This window comes from Nocardioides sp., from assembly GCF_047607365.1.
Lineage (GTDB): Bacteria > Actinomycetota > Actinomycetes > Propionibacteriales > Nocardioidaceae > Nocardioides.
Genome location: NZ_JASGDD010000229.1, coordinates 24,706 through 40,642, shown reverse-complemented (window position 1 = coordinate 40,642; position 15,937 = coordinate 24,706). Strand labels below are relative to the sequence as shown.

Annotated in this window: 16 protein-coding genes; 2 read left to right on the top strand and 14 right to left on the bottom strand. The window is 71.2% G+C overall.

Annotated features, from left to right (window positions below; all coding sequences use genetic code 11):
- Window position 1: 1 nt before the first annotated feature.
- The 11 genes from QM572_RS18005 to QM572_RS17955 all read right to left on the bottom strand — a co-directional run bounded on the left by QM572_RS18005 (window position 2) and on the right by QM572_RS17955 (window position 10,603).
- Window positions 2–1,501, bottom strand: coding sequence for a class I adenylate-forming enzyme family protein (locus QM572_RS18005; protein WP_415095355.1), 1,500 nt, complete (start codon window positions 1,499–1,501; stop codon window positions 2–4).
- A 13-nt stretch (window positions 1,502–1,514) separates the two neighbouring features.
- On the bottom strand, window positions 1,515–1,820 hold the full coding sequence (locus QM572_RS18000) for a hypothetical protein (RefSeq protein WP_415095354.1): 306 nt from the start codon (window positions 1,818–1,820) through the stop codon (window positions 1,515–1,517).
- Between the two features lie 89 nt (window positions 1,821–1,909).
- The gene (locus QM572_RS17995; protein WP_415095353.1) at window positions 1,910–2,680 is read right to left on the bottom strand and encodes a crotonase/enoyl-CoA hydratase family protein; all 771 of its coding nucleotides are present in this window, start codon (window positions 2,678–2,680) and stop codon (window positions 1,910–1,912) included.
- A complete protein-coding gene (locus QM572_RS17990; protein WP_415095352.1) occupies window positions 2,677–3,663 on the bottom strand; it encodes an NADPH:quinone oxidoreductase family protein in 987 nt (328 codons plus the stop codon). Before QM572_RS17990 ends, QM572_RS17995 begins: the two co-directional genes overlap by 4 nt.
- Window positions 3,664–3,706: 43 nt before the next feature.
- Entirely contained in the window at window positions 3,707–4,783 is a 1,077-nt protein-coding gene (locus tag QM572_RS17985; RefSeq protein ID WP_415095351.1) for an LLM class F420-dependent oxidoreductase, read from the bottom strand.
- A gap of 43 nt (window positions 4,784–4,826) precedes the next feature.
- Entirely contained in the window at window positions 4,827–5,990 is a 1,164-nt protein-coding gene (locus QM572_RS17980; RefSeq protein ID WP_415095350.1) for a thiolase family protein, read from the bottom strand.
- Window positions 5,991–6,006: 16 nt separating this feature from the next.
- Entirely contained in the window at window positions 6,007–7,023 is a 1,017-nt protein-coding gene (locus tag QM572_RS17975; RefSeq protein WP_415095349.1) for a DUF2889 domain-containing protein, read from the bottom strand.
- Window positions 7,020–7,547, bottom strand: a complete 528-nt coding sequence (locus tag QM572_RS17970) for a DoxX family protein (protein WP_415095348.1) — start codon at window positions 7,545–7,547, stop codon at window positions 7,020–7,022. The genes QM572_RS17975 and QM572_RS17970 overlap by 4 nt, the downstream gene beginning before the upstream one ends.
- A gap of 8 nt (window positions 7,548–7,555) precedes the next feature.
- Window positions 7,556–8,734, bottom strand: coding sequence for a thiolase family protein (locus QM572_RS17965; RefSeq protein ID WP_415095347.1), 1,179 nt, complete (start codon window positions 8,732–8,734; stop codon window positions 7,556–7,558).
- Window positions 8,734–9,567, bottom strand: a complete 834-nt coding sequence (locus QM572_RS17960; protein ID WP_415095346.1) for an enoyl-CoA hydratase/isomerase family protein — start codon at window positions 9,565–9,567, stop codon at window positions 8,734–8,736. The genes QM572_RS17965 and QM572_RS17960 overlap by 1 nt, the downstream gene beginning before the upstream one ends.
- A 1-nt stretch (window position 9,568) precedes the next feature.
- The gene (locus QM572_RS17955) at window positions 9,569–10,603 is read right to left on the bottom strand and encodes a phosphotransferase family protein (protein ID WP_415095345.1); all 1,035 of its coding nucleotides are present in this window, start codon (window positions 10,601–10,603) and stop codon (window positions 9,569–9,571) included.
- A gap of 103 nt (window positions 10,604–10,706) precedes the next feature.
- Between QM572_RS17955 and QM572_RS17950 the strand changes: the two genes are divergently transcribed.
- A complete protein-coding gene (locus QM572_RS17950) occupies window positions 10,707–12,008 on the top strand; it encodes an acyl-CoA dehydrogenase family protein (protein WP_415095344.1) in 1,302 nt (433 codons plus the stop codon).
- Window positions 12,005–12,769 (top strand): SDR family NAD(P)-dependent oxidoreductase, encoded by a 765-nt coding sequence (locus QM572_RS17945; RefSeq protein WP_415095343.1) that lies wholly within the window; start codon window positions 12,005–12,007, stop codon window positions 12,767–12,769. The genes QM572_RS17950 and QM572_RS17945 overlap by 4 nt, the downstream gene beginning before the upstream one ends.
- On the opposite strand, the gene QM572_RS17940 is transcribed toward QM572_RS17945, so the two are convergent.
- The 3 genes from QM572_RS17940 to QM572_RS17930 are packed head-to-tail and all read right to left on the bottom strand — an operon-like array spanning window position 12,763 to window position 15,928.
- On the bottom strand, window positions 12,763–13,722 hold the full coding sequence (locus QM572_RS17940) for a TIGR03619 family F420-dependent LLM class oxidoreductase (protein WP_415095342.1): 960 nt from the start codon (window positions 13,720–13,722) through the stop codon (window positions 12,763–12,765). The two genes, QM572_RS17945 and QM572_RS17940, sit on opposite strands and share 7 nt — an antisense overlap.
- Window positions 13,719–14,744 (bottom strand): LLM class flavin-dependent oxidoreductase, encoded by a 1,026-nt coding sequence (locus QM572_RS17935; RefSeq protein WP_415095341.1) that lies wholly within the window; start codon window positions 14,742–14,744, stop codon window positions 13,719–13,721. The genes QM572_RS17940 and QM572_RS17935 overlap by 4 nt, the downstream gene beginning before the upstream one ends.
- Window positions 14,741–15,928 (bottom strand): acyl-CoA dehydrogenase family protein, encoded by a 1,188-nt coding sequence (locus QM572_RS17930; protein WP_415095339.1) that lies wholly within the window; start codon window positions 15,926–15,928, stop codon window positions 14,741–14,743. Before QM572_RS17930 ends, QM572_RS17935 begins: the two co-directional genes overlap by 4 nt.
- Window positions 15,929–15,937 lie beyond the last annotated feature (9 nt).

The following is a 15,937-nucleotide window of genomic DNA, read 5'->3' as shown; positions in this document are numbered from 1 at the left end:
GTCAGGCCATCGCCTCTTCGGTCGGGAGTACCTGCGGGATCCGGCGCCGAACGAGTTTGCCGGTCTCCGTGCGAGGCAGCTCGCCCAGCACCCAGATGCGGTCGGGGGTCTTGCTCGACCGCAGTGCCTGGCGGACGAAGGCGCGGATCTCGCCCTCATCGACGGTGGCGTCGGCACGCGGAACGATCGCCGCCTCGATCCGCTGGCCCCACTCCGGGTCGCTCACCCCGAAGACCGCGGCGTCGAGCACTGCGGGGTGGCGCAGCAGCACGTCCTCGATCTCGGCCGGGGCGATGTTCTCCGCGCCGCGAATGATCGTGTCATCGGTTCGTCCACCGATGAAGAGGAAGCCCTCTGCGTCGAGATACCCCTCGTCGCGGGTGTCGAAGAAGCCGTCCTCGTCGACCAGTCGGCCGATCCCAGCGTATTCCGCGGACACCTGGTCCCCCCTGACGCAGATCCGGCCGGGAGCTCCGGCCGGCAGGGGCGTCCCGAGCGGCCCGCGGATCTCCAGCTCGATCCCCGGCAGGGGCCGTCCGACGGACCCCAGTCGCGCGCGCACGTGCGGATCGTCGGAGGCGAGGGCCGCACGATGCTCCTCCGGGCCGAGGAGCGCGACAGTGGAGCTGGTCTCGGTCAGTCCGTACGCGTTGACGAACCCCACCTCGGGCCATACGCGCAACGCACGTTCGATCAGCGCGCTCGGCATGGGCGCGCCGCCGTAGGAGAGCGACCGCAGCGTCGGGACCGACTTGTCCGCGTCGCACTCGACGATCCGGGCCAACATCGTCGGCACCACCATCGCTCCGGTGATGCCCTCGTCCCGGACGGTGCGCAGCCACTCCGCGGGATCGAACGACTCCAGGACGAGGGTCCGCCGTCCGGCGTACAGGTTGGTGACGACGTTCGCGACCGCAGCGATGTGGTAGGGCGGCACGCTGACCAGAGCGGCCTGCTCCTCCCCCGCGGAGGCGAACTCCACGGAGCCGAGGACGTAGGAGACCAGGTTGCGGTGTCGCAGCAGGACACCCTTGGGTTCGGACGTGGTGCCGCTGGTGTAGATCACCACGGCGGTGTCCGCGGGGTCGGAGGGCTCATCGACGACCTCGCCGCGGTCCTTCGCCGTCTCCGCCAGCCACTCCGCCGTGCTCAGCGCGCCGATGCCCGCCCGGGCCAGGGCGGGCAGCGCCGACTCGTCGGCGATCCCCAGCGCCCGCGGGTGCTTGGCCAACAGGGCCGCGAGCTGATCCGGACCCAGCCGGTAGTTCACGGGCACCACCGGCACGCCGGCCCGCGCCGCCGCGAAGAGAGCCACCGGGAAGGCCGGCCCGTTCACACCGAGATAGACGATCGCGTCGGCACCGCGCTCCAGGACGAGGCGGGCTCCCGAATGCGCGCGGGCCGAGAGCGCGGCTGCGGTGAGTCCATCGCGGCGCGACCCGACGACGATCCGGTCGCCGAAGCCGTCGGCGGCCATGCCGAGAAGCAGTGTCAGACGCATAGCGGCACACCGATCAGTCGGAGGCGGGAAGCGGCTTCGCGCCGAGGATCCCCATGGATTCGCCGTCGAGCGTGAGCGTCCCGCTCCCGCCCTTGGTCACCAGCACCTCCACCGTCCCCGCCCCGTCGACGTACCGCTTCCCCAGCAGGGCGCCGGCTTGGAGGTGCGGGTCCGCGACCCCCTCGACCGGGTCGGCGCCGACGGTGACCATCTCGACCCCGCCGCAGGCGAGGCTGACCTCCTCGTCGCCTGCGCGCGTGACGATGACGGTCGTCGAGTCGACGGAACTGACCAAGGACTGGCCCACTGCAAGCTTCACGATGTCTCCCGGGTCGGAGGCGATGGGAACGATCTCCGGATCACCTCACCTAATGTCTTTAAATGAGTTTACTGATTGAGCACGTGAGGTCAACGGCCTTTCCAGACCGCGGGGCGCCGCTCGGCAAACGCAGCCGCACCCTCGCGGGCATCCTCCGAGGCGAAGACCGGCGCATAGATCTCCCGCTGCCGCTCCCAGCCCTCCGCGAGCGTCCAATCGGCCTGAGCGACGGCGATCTGCTTGGTGGCGGCCACAGCCAGCGGGCCATTGGCGGCGATAGCGGCGGCGAGCTCCATCGCGCCGTCGAGGGCACCGCCGTCGACGGTGATGCGGTTGACCAGCCCGAGGTCGTATGCCCGCCGGGCCGTCACCGGCTCGCCGGTGAGAAGGAACTCCAGGGCAGGCGCCAGCGGGATCCGGCGCGCCAGCAGGAACGCGGCGCCGCCACCGGCGACCAGTCCGCGCTTCACCTCCGGCACCCCGAACCGACTCGCCTCCGCGGCGACGGCGAGATCACAGGCGAGCATGAGCTCGAAGCCGCCCGCGAGGGCCCAGCCCTCCACAGCGGCGATCATCGGCTTCCGCGGCGGCGTCTCGGTGATCCCCCCGAATCCGCGGCCCGGGATGCCGGGCGAGTCACCGCGCAGGAACGCCTTGAGGTCCATGCCCGAGCAGAAGGTGCCACCGGCGCCCGTCAGCACGCCGACGCGGAGTTCGTCGTCGCCGTCGAGCTCGTCGACCGCCGCCGCGATCGCCCGCGAAGTGGCGCCGTCGAGCGCGTTGCGCGCCTCCGGCCGGTTGATCGTGATCACCTGAATGCGGTCGCGGCGTTCCACCAGGACCGAGTCCGTTCCCGTCACTGCACGTCCTCTCCCACGCGGATGATCACCTTCCCGGCCGGAACTCGCCCAGCCACCCGCGAGAGGGCGGTTACCGCCTCCTCCATCGGGTACGTCTCGGAGACCAGGGGCCGCATCCCACCGGCGACCAGCTCGGCCAGGCCCGCCCGGGCACGGGCGGTCTCCTCGGGAAGTCGCTGACTCCATGTCCGAAGCTCGAGGCCACGGATCGTCACGTTCTTGAGCAGCACGAGATTGAGCGGGATCCGGGGGATCTCACCGCCCGCGTAGCCGACGGTGACGAAGGTGCCGCCCCAGCGGATCGCCCGCAGCGCCGGCTCCGCCCAGCGGTCGCCGACCGGATCGACGACGAGATCGGCCCCGGCTCCGGTGATCTCCTTGATCCGCGACTTGAGATCCTCGGTGGAATAGTCGATCCCCGCTTCGGCGCCGAGGTCCGCACAGACCCGAAGGCGGTCGGACGACGAGGCGGCCGCGATCACGCGCGCGCCGAGGCGAACCGCGACGTCCACGGCAGCCGATCCGACGCCACCCGCCGCGCCGAGCACGACGACCCACTGCCCCGGCTTGATGTCTGCGATCGTCACCAGCGCGTGATAGGCGGTGAGGTAGGTGACCCTGAAGGCCGCGGCCTCGGCCATCGAGAGTCCTTCGGGCACCCGGGAGACGGACGACGCGGGAGCGAGCACCTGCTCGGCCATCGCACCGTTGAAGACCGAGCCGTGGACGACGTCGCCCACCTCGAGACCGCTGACACCGGCACCGAGCGCCGCGACCCGACCGGCGAACTCACTGCCCGGAGTGAAGGGGAGGTCCGCGGCGACCTGGTACTCGTTCGCGACGAACAGCAGGTCGGTGAAGTTGACCGCCGCCGCGGCGACGTCGACGAGCACGTGTCCGTCCGTGACCTCGGGGGCACGGACGTCCTCGCGGATCACCACCCGATCCGGCCCGCCGTACTCCTCGCACCGCACTGCCTTCATCCGTCCTCCCGCCCGTGACACGATTAATCACATAATAATATCACTAATTAAGCCTGGTGATAGTCATCTCACTCGCAGCCTCGACGACGGCGGCGACATCACGGACCCGATCCCGATGGGAGCGCGCCACCGGCGTCACGTTGAGGTCGGTCACTCCGTGCCGGGCAAAGGCGGCGAGCCGCCGCCGGACGTGATCAACCGGCCCGATGAGCGACAAGCTCGCGATCAGCTCATGGGGTACGGCGGCCTCCGCATCGGCCCTCCGGCCGGCCAGGAACAGGGCCTGGATCTCGGTCGCGGCTTCGGAGAACCCGTACGTCGCGACGAGGTCGGTGTAGAAATTCTTGCCCTTCGCCCCCATGCCTCCGACATAGAGCGCCAGCTGCCGCCGGACGACCTGCTCGCCCCTGCCGATCTCCTCGGGATCCTCGCTGATCAGGAGGGTGGTCGCGGCGAGGATCTCCAGCGGGCCCCGGGACGGCGCCCGCTTGGCGAGTCCCCTTTCGAGGGCCGGCGCGAACGCGGCCGGCGCCGCTTCGGGGAGGTAGAACATGGGCGCCCAGCCATCGGCGATCTCGGCCGTCTGCTCGACGCTCTTCACGCCGAGGGCGGCCAGCACGATCGGGATCTCCGGGCGGACCGGCTCGTTGACCAGCTTGAGTGGTCTTCCCAGGCCGCTTCCGCCGCCCTCGCGATCCAGCGGCAGCCGGAAGTGCCTCCCCGCATAGCGCAGCGGTTCGCGGGCCCACACCATGCGGCAGATCTCGACGACCTCGCGCGTTCGCCCCAATGGCGCGGTGTAGGGGAGTCCGTGGAAGCCCTCGACCACCTGGGGCCCGGAGGCGCCGAGCCCCAGGACGAAGCGACCTCCCGACACGTAGTCGAGTCCGGCGGCGGTCATGGCCAGGAGTGCCGGCGTCCGCGAATAGACGTTGAGGATGTTCGTCGCGAGCCGCACTGTGGTGGTGCGGGCGGCGAGGAAGCCCAGCTGACTGACGGCATCGAACGTGTAGGCCTCCGGCAGGTAGACGAGGTCGAGGCCGACCTCCTCGAAGTCACGCAGCCGGTCGACGACCTCGATGAAGCCCCCGGCATAGCCGAGCGGCATCCCGATCCGCATCACCCGCGCTCCCCCGCTCGGGACCCGGCGCGGCGGTGGAGGCTCACGCCTGGATCACCACGGCACCAGCCTGGCCGCCGGCGGCGCACATGGCCGCCACCCCGATCCCACCACCGCGACGACGAAGCTCGTGGGTCAGGGTGGTCAGGATCCGCGCCCCGGACGCGGCGACGGGATGGCCGAGGCTGCAACCGCTGCCGTGCACGTTGACGCGGTCGGCATCGAGGCCGAGACGGCGCACGGCGGCGATCGGGACGGGCGCGAACGCCTCGTTGATCTCCCATAGGTCCACGTCGCGCACATCCAGCCCGGCCCGCTTGAGGACGAGCGGAATCACCTCGACCGCGGCCATGCCGGTGCGGTGCGGTGCGACCCCGATCGCGGCCCAGGCGCGGACCCTTCCAAGCACGGTCAGCCCGCGCTCCTTGGCGAGATCGTCGGCGACCAGCATCATCGCCGACGCCGCGTCGTTCACGCCGCTGGCGTTGCCGGCCGTGATGCTGAACCCGTCGATGGCCGGCCGCAGTGGCGCGAGGGCGGCGAGCCTCTCCAGTGAGGTGCCCCTGCGCGGATGCTCGTCGACAGCGAAGCGGAGGGGCTCCCCGTCGACGAACGTGTCGATCGGCACGATCTCGTCGTCGAAGAGTCCGCCGTCGATCGCGGCGATCGCTCGGTCGTGCGACCGCTTCGCCCACGCGTCCATCTCCTCCCGGCTGATGCCGACCTCCTGCGCGGTGTTCCAGCCGACGGAGACGGCGACGTCGTCGCTCGCGCCCTCGTAGTAGGGGAACGTCGGGTTGAACCCGGTACGGGTCTCCTCCGACCCCGGGATCCGCCAGGTGAGCCGCGGGTTCATCGATGCCGCATGGGTGCCACCCGCGATGACGGCCCGGTCCATCCCCGCGCGGATCGAGGCCGCTGCGTTCCCGACGGCGGCGAGGCTGCCGGCACAGTGCCGGTTGACCGACTGCCCGGCAACGCGGGTCATGCCGACGGCGACCGCGGCGTAGCGGGCGATGTCTCCACCACCTGCCAGCTCCTCGGCCAGGATGACGTCGTCGACGTCGTCGGCCCAGAGCCCGCTGCGATCCAGCGCGGCCTTGACGACATGAGTCGCCAGCACCTCGGCGGAGGTGTCGCGCAGCGCGCCCTTGAAGGCGGTCGCGACAGGGGTCCGTACCGCGCTGACGATGACGGCGTCGATCATGGTTCTCCTCGTGGTCTCAGCTGTCCAGGGCGGACAGCGCGGTGGCGGCGAGCACGGGCACGTCGGCCAGAGCACGCACGGTGTCGTTGAGATGGGTGCACCCGGCGGTGCCGCGCAGCTCACGCGAGACTCGCCGGCGCAGGTCGGCCACCGGAGTGCCGACGAGCCGGCCGACCTGGAGCACCGCCAACGGGCACTCGCCGTGCGGTAGCACGCGGGGCTGCGGCGTCAGCTCGAGCAGCTCGCCGGTGCGGAGGTCGACGGTGGCGGTGAGGGTGTACTCGTGCAGGCCCCGGCGTGACCCGTCCGGCACGAGACAGGAGTCCTGGTAGAACGCCTCGACCCGGATCCGACCGTCCTCGACACGGACGTCGGTCCGCCGGGACCGACGCATCGACGGGCCGGCCACCTCGACGAGCGGGTGCCAGGCCAGGAGGTCGTCGCCGGCGTCGATCTCGGCCACCTCGACCTCGGCCGACGGCAGCCGTGCGGTCCCGTCCTCGTTGATCGCACTCGAGCCCGGCTGGAACCCCGTGCACACGCCGACGACGCTGCGGCGCGGCCGGTCGGCGCCGCGGACCGGATCGCCGGTGGGTGCGGCTCCACCCCACCGCGTGATGGCATAGCGCGAGACCAGACTCGCCCCGGGGATGTCGTCGAGCAGGCTGTGGAGCAGCGTGGCGGCGCCGACCTCGGCGGGCGCCGCGGCGGCGAGGCCGGCTCGGTAGCCGCTGATGCTGTGCGACTCGACCAGATCCGCGAGCCCCGGCAGCACCGGCATCGAGGCGATCGAGACGATCCGCTTGTCCCTGCCGGTCACCACGTCGAGCCGAGCATCGCCCAGGCTCCGGGTCCGGCCGTCATCGAGGGTGACCAGATCCCGCGCCCGACCCTCGAGCACCGTCTCGGCGCCCGTCCCGGAGGGCCAGGAGCAGTCGATCGTCGACGTACGCCGGATCGAGCCTGGCCGCCGCGCCGGGGCCGCACCGGCGGGCCCCAGCACAGCCGGGCCGGCGGAGGTCGCGATCCTCATGCCGGCGGAGTCGAGGGGGTGGACGGAGGGGCGAGCCGGCGCGCTCCGAGGAGCAGCCCGGCGGCGGTGAGACCACCGGCGACGAGAGCGAAGAGGGCCCACCAGGAGCCGGCCAGATCCAGGCCGAGGGCGTGGTCGAGGGACCACCGGCCGGGTCCGAGCGCAGCGATTCCGAGGGCTGCCATCCCCACCAGGAGGACGTACTCCGAGCCCCCCTTGAAGATGAAGTAGCCCTTGCCGCGGTGGTCGGTGAGCGATGCCACGCTCATCAGTCCGACGAAGGCGGCGCAGGCCAGCCCGGTGAGCGCCCCGAGGGTCAGCAGAGCACCGGCGAGCAACTCGGTGCCCGCCGCGAGTCGCGCGTGGACGGCGCCGGGCCGAAGCCCGAGCGACTCGAACCACCCGGCGGTGCCGCCCAGGCCGCCCGGGCCTGCGACCTTGTTCCAGCCGTGAAGCATCAGCATCGGCCCGAGCGCGAGGCGGAGGATAGCCAGGCCGAGGTCGAGGTCGGTCGTCGTCACCATCGGACCTGTCACATCCGCTCGATGATGGTGGCGTTGGCCATGCCGCCGCCCTCGCACATCGTCTGGAGGCCGAACTGCCCGTCGGTCGCCTCGAGGTGGTTGAGCAGGGTGGCGGCGAGCCTGACGCCGGAGCCGCCGAGGGCATGTCCCAGCGCGATCGCGCCACCGCGCGGGTTGAGCTTCTCCGGGTCGACGTCGAACTCGCGGGCCCAGGCCAGCGGCACCGATGCGAACGCCTCGTTGACCTCGAACGCGTCGATCTGGCCGATCCCGAGTCCCGAGCGCTGCAGGATCCTCTCCGTGGCGGGGATCGGGCCGGTGAGCATGAGCACGGGATCGCTGCCGACGACGGCGAAGCTGCGGAAGCGCGCCCGCGGACGCAGGCCGAGCGAGGCAGCCATCGGCTCGCTCATGATCAGGGCCGCGGAGGCTCCGTCGGTCAGCGGGGAGGAGTTGCCCGGCGTGATGCTCCAGGTGATCTCGGGGAACCGCGAGGTCATCGCCTCGTCGAGGTACGCCGGCGCCAGCCCCGCCAGTCCTGCCGGGGTCGTCGCCGGGCGCACCGTCTCGTCGATCACGTGCACGCCGCCGTCCGGCAGGGCGACCGGCACGATCTCGGCGGCGAAGGCGCCGTCGTCGATGGCCGCCGAGGCACGGCGGTGGGACTCCGCCGCGTAGGCGTCCAGCTCCTCGCGAGAGAGCTTCCACCGTGCGGCGATCAGCTCCGCGCCGATGCCCTGGTTGACGAGCCCTTCGGGGTACCGCTCGGACAGCGGGGCCTGCGGGCTGCCGGTCAGCCGGGAGGTGCCGATGGGCACCCGGCTCATGGACTCCACCCCGCATGCGATGACGATGTCGTAGGCGCCGGCCATCACTCCCTGGGCGGCGAAGTGCATCGCCTGCTGGCTCGAGCCGCACTGCCGGTCGATCGTCGTGGCGGGCACCTCCTCGGGGAACCCGGCCGCGAGCAGGGCGTTGCGACCGATGTTGAGCGACTGGTCGCCGACCTGGCCCACGCAGCCGGCGATGACGTCCTCGACCAGAGCGGGGTCGAGTCCGTTGCGCTCGAGCAGAGCACGCAGCGTCGTGGCGAGCAGCGTGACGGGATGGACTCCGGAGAGTGCCCCGCCGGGCTTCCCCCGTCCCGAGGCGGTGCGGACGATGTCGACGATGACGGCGTCGGGCATCAGATCCTCTCCTTCCGTGCGAATGGGGCGGGAACCCAGTCGGGCGAGCGCTTCTCGATGAACGCGGCGAAGCCCTCTCTGGCCTCGGAGCGCTGAAGGCTGTCGGTGAAGGCGATCCGGTCGTGCAGGCCGACGTACTGGTCGAGCACCCGCTTGATGTCGCGGCGCGCCATCGGCGCGGTCTCCAGCGACCTGGCCAGCAGCTCGGTCGCCGAGGAGATCAGCTCCTCGTGGCGCGCGACCCGGTTGATCAGGCCCCACTCCAGAGCCTCGGACGCGCTCAGCACCCGGCCGCTGAGCATCAGGTCCTTGGTGCGCACCGGGCCGATCAGGCGGACCAGCAGTTGGGCGTAGTAGGTGTCGGAGATGCCGCGGAACAGCTCCGGGACGCGGAAGGTCGCCCGCTCGCTGGCCACGGAGAGGTCCGAGCAGAGGGCGATCAGGAGGCCGCCGCCCTGGCAGATCCCGTTGACCGCCGCGACCACCGGCTTGACGCTCTGTCGCAAGGTGTCGAAGGGCAGCACGTCGATCGCGCCGGGGACGTCCAGATCGAGCCAGTCGTCGACCGGCTTCGCGCCGAGGTCGCCTCCGGGGATGAAGACCTCGCCGGACCCGGTGATGAGCAGGCCGGCGAGCTCGGGGTCGGCGTCGACCAGGCGCGTGGCGTAGCGGACCCCGAAGTACATCGCGCGGGTCAGTGCGTTGCGTGCCTCGGGGCGATCGACGACGAGGTGGGCGATCGATCCTCGTCGCTCCAGGCGCAGGTAGGGGGTGCCGAGCCAGTCGCCCCGAGGGGGCCGCGGGGTGTCGGCGAGTGTGGCGGAGTCGGCCATCTCATCCCTCCAGGAGGAGGGCGGCCTCGCGCAGCAGGCGGGGCAGTTCCGGCCGCATCCGGGCGAGGGCGGGCTTCATGGCGGTGCCGTTCTTGTCGGCCCGCTTGAGCAGCAGGCCGGTCAGGCCGGCCTCCTTGTACTTCGACAGTGCGGTGAACCAGCTCAGATCGCCGAGCTCGACGCCGCGCTCGGACTCGTAGACATCGATCAACTCAGCCCCGCTCGGCGTGCCGACCGGTGGCCCCGGCTCCGCGGCCGGGTGCCCGCCGTCATCGGCGAAGAACAGCAGCCAGGTGACGTCGATCCTGGGGTCGCCGACCGACCAGATCTCCCAGTCGATGATCGCGTTGACCTCCTCTCCCCCACAGAGGAGATTGCCCAGCCGATAGTCGCCGTGGTTGACCACCGGGTCGACCGGAGCGGGCATCGAGTCGCGCAGCAGCCCCGCGACGGAGGCGAAGTCGCCCCGGAGATCGGGCGGAAGCGTCTCGAACGCACGGGTCCAGCGCTCGATCTCGGACGCGAGCGTGACCACGGGCTCCTCGCTCAGGCCCAGATCGGCCGGGGCGATGCTGTGCAGGAAGGCCAGGTTGCGTGCCGCCGCCAGCCCCCGCGAGCGGGCGACCTGTGGAGAGGGGCGTTGATCGACCGGAACGAGGATCGGCTCGAGGCACTCTCCCTCGACGAGGTTCATGGCCAAGAACGGCGGCACCTCCGGCGGCTCGCCGGCGTCGGTGAAGAACACCTCGGGAGCGAGCCCGGGACTCTGCTCGTGGAGCGCGCTGAGCAGGCGAGCCTGGCGCAGCACGTCGCGGTTGCGCACCGGCTCGAGTCCTGGCGGCGCGACCTTGAGCACGAGCGGGGACTCGCGCGGCGACACGTCGGAGATCTCCAGCGTGAAGGCCAGGCTCGACGTACCTCCGGCGAGCGGGCGGAGGTCGATGACCGAGGCGCCCGGCCGCCACTCCGAGACCTGGTCGGCGACCCGCTTGCCGAGCGACGCGAGCAGCTCGTCGTCTACCTGTGGTCCTGCCATGCGTTCGCACCTCACTGCCTCGGGCGGATCAGCCTTGTTCCGTCAATCAACTATCTTCTATGATTCAGTTAACCGATTCAAGGTCAAGGCAGGAGCCAACCACATGTGGGATTTCTCGACCGAGCCGGAGTTTCAGGCGAAGCTCGACTGGATGGCGCGCTTCGTCCGCGAGGAGTGCGAGCCGCTCGATCTCCTGTTCCCGCACGGTGGAGACCCGTACGACGTCGACAACAAGGCCTCTCGGACGATCCTCAAGCCGCTCCAGCAGCAGGTGCGCGACCAGGGCCTGTGGGCCTGTCACCTGGGCGAGGAGCTCGGTGGCCAGGGTTACGGACAGCTCAAGCTGGCCCTGATGAACGAGATCATCGGCCGCTCCTACTGGGCCCCGACCGTCTTCGGAACAGCCGCCCCGGACACCGGGAACGCCGAGATCCTGGCGATGTTCGGGACCCCCGAGCAGAAGCAGCGCTACCTGCAGCCGCTGCTCGATGGGGAGATCGTCTCGACGTTCTCGATGACCGAGCCCCAGGCCGGCGCCGATCCCAAGGAGTTTCTCTGCCGGGCCTACCGCGACGGCGACGAATGGGTCATCGACGGCGAGAAGTGGTTCTCCTCGAACGCCCGGTTCGCCGAGTTCCTCATCGTGATGGCCGTGACCGACCCCGACGCCTCGCCGTACCGGCGGATGTCCATGCTCGTGGTCCCGACCAGCACGCCCGGCATCGAGATCCTGCGCAACGTGGGCACGATCAGCGAGCGCGACGAGCTCGACGAGGGCATCCACGGCTACCTCCGGTACAACAGCGTGCGCGTGCCCCTCGACGCGATGCTCGGTCAGCCGGGCGAAGGCTTCAAGGTGGCCCAGGCCAGGCTCGGTGGTGGACGGGTCCACCACGCCATGCGTGTGGTGGGCAAGTGCCAGCGCGCCTTCGACATGATGTGCGAGCGCGCCCTCTCCCGGCGGACCCAGGGCAAGACGCTCGCCGAGCACCAGTTCGTCCAGGGATTCATCGCCGACTCGGCCATCCAGCTGGAGCAGTACCGGCTGCTCGTCCTCAAGACGGCCTGGATCATCGACAATGAGCCGCATGGCGCTGCCCGCAAGCACATCGCGATGTGCAAGGTCGCTCTGGCCCAGGTCCAACACGACATCCTGCAGCGTGCTCTCCACCTGCACGGGTCGCTCGGCGCCACCAACGAGACGCCGCTGGGCGGCTGGTGGTCCAACGAGCCCAACCTCAGCCTCGCCGACGGTCCGACCGAGGTGCACAAGGTGACGGTCTCCAAGCAGGTGCTCAGCGACTACGAGCCCGCCCCGGGGCTCTTCCCGACCGAGCACATCCCCACCCGCCGCGCCGCGGCCCGGGAGAAGCACGCCGCCGTCCTGGCAGAGTTCGGGCTGTGAGCACAGAGGACAGCGGACCGGCCTCCCTGTTCGACCTGAGCGGAAGGGTCGCGCTGGTCACGGGCGGCAGCCGCGGGCTCGGCCGCGAGATGGTCCTCGGATTCGCGCGGGCGGGAGCCGATGTGGTCATCGCGAGCCGCAAGCTCGACAACTGCGAGGCTCTCGCCGACGAGGTCCGCGCCCTGGGCCGGCGCGCCCTGCCGATCGCCGCGCACGTGGGGCACTGGGAGGAGTGCACCGCGCTGGTCGACGCGGTCTACGCGGAGATGGGCACGCTCGACATCCTGGTCAACAACGCAGGGATGTCTCCGGTCGCCCCGTCGTCGGCCGAGACCACCGAGGAGCTCTTCGACAAGGTGATCGGGGTCAACTTCAAAGGGCCGTTCAGGCTCGGATCCATCGCCGGCCAACGGATGTACGACGCCGACGGCGGCGTGATCGTCAACGTCTCCTCCAGCGGCGCCCTCTTCCCCGCACCGCGCTTCGGGCCGTACGCCGGCGCGAAGGCGGCACTCAACGCCCTCACCACCGTCTTCGCTCTCGAGTTCGCGCCCAAGGTGCGGGTCAACACGATCTCCGCGGGCCCGTTCCTGACCGACATCGCGAAGAGCTGGCCCGACGAGAGCAAGCGGAGCTGGAGGAACGCCGCGGGCCGGCCCGGGAACCCCGGCGAAGTGGTCACCACCGCGCTCTATCTGGCCTCCCCCGCCTCCTCCTACACCACCGGCTCGTTGATCAGGGTCGACGGCGGTCTTCACTGAGCCGGGCTCGCACCCACCTCGGCGGGCGCACACGCTGACCCCGGCGAGGCGAGGATGAGCGCGGCGTACTCCGCCAGGGCGTCCAGCGTGCGCTCCACGTCGTCCCCCGGCGGCCGGACCACGAACGCGTCGACCCCGGCTTGGGCCAGCTCTCCGAGGTGGTGCCGGTGCTCCTCGACGGAGCCGCCGGCCTGGATGAAGCGCATCTGAGGGGTCAGCACCTGGACGGTGACCGTCGCCCCCTCGCCACGCACCTCCACGGCCCGCTCACGCACCTGCCGTACGGCGGCGGCGAGCGCGGCGACGGAGGCGATCCCCGGCGTGCGCGAGGTCGCCGCGACCTCCGGCGGCACCAGGATGGGGCTCCATCCGTCGGCCCACGCTGCCCGCTCACGGGCCCGCCGGCTGTTGCCGCCGATCAGCAACGGCGGCCCGGACGGCTGTGCCGGAAGCGGGAGCGAAGCCAGTCCGCGCGCCGAGAAGCGGGAGCCGGAATGGTGGTAGGGCACCTCGTTCCACACGCCGCGGATGACCTCGAGCGCCTCGTCGAAGATCTCGTTCCGCTCCTCGATGTCGATCCCCATGGCGAGGAACTCCGAGCGCAGGTAGCCGGTCCCCGCGACCAGGGTGACCCGTCCGTCGGAGAGCAGGTCGACGGTCGCGAGCGCCTTCGCCGCCAGGAACGGGTTGTGGTAGGGCAGCACCATCAGCAGCGGCATCAGCCGGATCCGCTCGGTCGCCGCGGCGCAGAAGGAGAGCGCCGCCATCTGGTGGAGAGACTCGTGGCCACCGGCGGCGATCCACCTCGCCGAGGGCGCCGGGTGCTCGCTGAACGCGACCGCATCGTAGCCGTGCCGCTCGATCGCGGTCACGACGCGGGTCATGCCGGCGCGGGTCACCAGCGCGGGGTCGTAGCCCTGGACCACGATCGGGTAGTCGACGATGAACCTCACGCGTGCTCACCCGGCATCAGCGCGAGGCTCGCTCGCGCGTAGCGCTGACCGCGACGCTCGCTGACCAGGAAGCTGGGCGGTGCGAGGTAGGCGACGTCGCGCGGCAGCGAGCCGGCCCGCCGCGCCAGCGCCGCGCGGCCGTCGTCGGTGGTGCCGCAGACCGCGATCTGCGCCACCATCTCGTCGGAGACGGCCCGCGCCATCGCCGGCAGGTCGTGGGCGGCGAAGGCGGTCCGGATGCTCTCGACCTCGCGGGTCCACCCGTGGTGCTCCACATAGGGGTCGTAGGTCTTGACGGTCAGGTAGAAGCCGATCATCCGACGGGCGTCCAGAACGGCCCGTTCCGGGTCGTCGTCGTCGATCGCCGTGATGATCCAGCCGTGCTCGCGCGGCGCCGTGTCGCGCTCGGCACGCGCCGATCCGGCCGCCATCGCGGGGCGGACGACGTCATCCCACCAGGACCGGGTGAAGAGGCCGTGCGCGATGAGGCCGTCCGCGGTCCGTGCCGCCATCCGGGCCATCTGCGCGTTGAAGCCACCCACCAGGATGGGCAGGTCGATGCGACCGAGGACAGGAGCCGCGACCGCGGCATCGACCCGGTAGAACTCGCCGTCGTACCGCACGCGCTCGCCGTTCTCGGCATGCAGCCAGGCCCTGATCGCGCGGACCAGGTCGGCCATGCGCGCGACCGGCCGGTCCGCCTCGACGCCGAACCAGTCCCGGTTGACCCGATAGGCGCCCGAGCCGAGTCCGAGGAAGAGCCGCTCAGGCGCTCGCGACCAGACCCCGCGCAGCGCTGCGGCATGCGCATAGGGTGTCCGCGCGAAGGCGTAGGCGATCCCGGGTCCGACGACGGCGCGACGGGTCGAGAGCGCCATCTCCATCAGGGTCGAGTAGGCCTCATGGTCGACGAACTCACCGCTGCAGAACGCCCGGACGCCGGCCGCCTCGGCCTCGCGAGCGACATCCGCCCCCCTCCAGGGCAGCCCGAAGACCGGGCCGGATCCGGCCCCGCCGGTCACCGACGGTCCTTGGGGAGTCCGAGGGCGCGCTCGGCGACGACGGTCTTGAGCACCTCGTTGGCACCGCCGGCGATCGTATAGGCGCGGGCGTAGAGCCACGCGTCCTGCCACCAGCCTCCGGCCAGCACGTCGGCGTCGCCCTCGGTCGCGATGCCGCCGATCCCGCCCAGGGCGAGGCCCAGCTCGGCGGCCTCCAGGTTGACCTCGCTGTAGAGCACCTTGGCCAGCGGCGCGTCGGCGGCGTCCTCGGTGCCGCCCAGGATGCGGGACTGGACGACCTTGCCCATCAGGTCGGCGACCAGCGCCCGCGTGGCGGTTCGTCCCAGGCGGGCCCGAGTGGCGGGGTCGGCCAGCGCCGGGCCGGCGCCGACGCGCGTCTCCCGGGCCAGACCGATGAGCTCGTCGAGCTGCTCGATGAGCTCGACTCCCCGGGCCCCGACGCTGCTGCGCTCGTGCCCCAGGCTGGTGTTCGCCACCCGCCAGCCGTCGTCGACCTTCCCGATCACACGATCGACCGGGATCCGCACCGAGTCGAGGAAGACCTCGTTGAAGTCGGTGGTACCGGTGATCTCCCGCAACGGCCGGACGTCGACTCCGGGGGTCCGCATGTCGAGGGCGAACGCGGTGATGCCGGCCTGCTTGACACCCGAGCCGTCGGTGCGAGCGAGCAGGTAGCCGACGTCGGCGTGGTGGCCGTTCGTGGTCCAGACCTTCTGTCCGTCGACGACGTAGTGGTCGCCGTCGCGCCGCGCCCGCGTGCTGAGACCGGCCAGGTCGCTGCCGGCGCCGGGCTCGCTGAAGAGCTGGCACCACAGGTCCTCACCCGAGCGGATCCGCGGCAGGAAGTGCGCCTTCTGCTCCTGGGTGCCGAAGGCGAGCAGCGCTCCCGAGGCCAGGCCCGCGGCACCGATCTCACCCCACGCCCGGGCTCGGGCGAGCTCCTCGGCGACGATGAAGGCGAACTCGGTCCTGTCGCCGGGCAGGCCGCCGTGCTCGACCGGCCAGCTCTGGCCCAGGAGGTCGGCGTCGTAGAGCTCCGCGATCCAGGTGCGGATGGCGGGCATCAGCTCCGGCTCGGGTGCGCGCACGCCGGTATGGGCGCGTCGACCGGGACTGCGGGTCGCGATGAAGTCGCGCACCTGGGCGCGATAGGCGTCCAGCTCGGGCCTCGGTTCGAGACGCATGAGGATTCT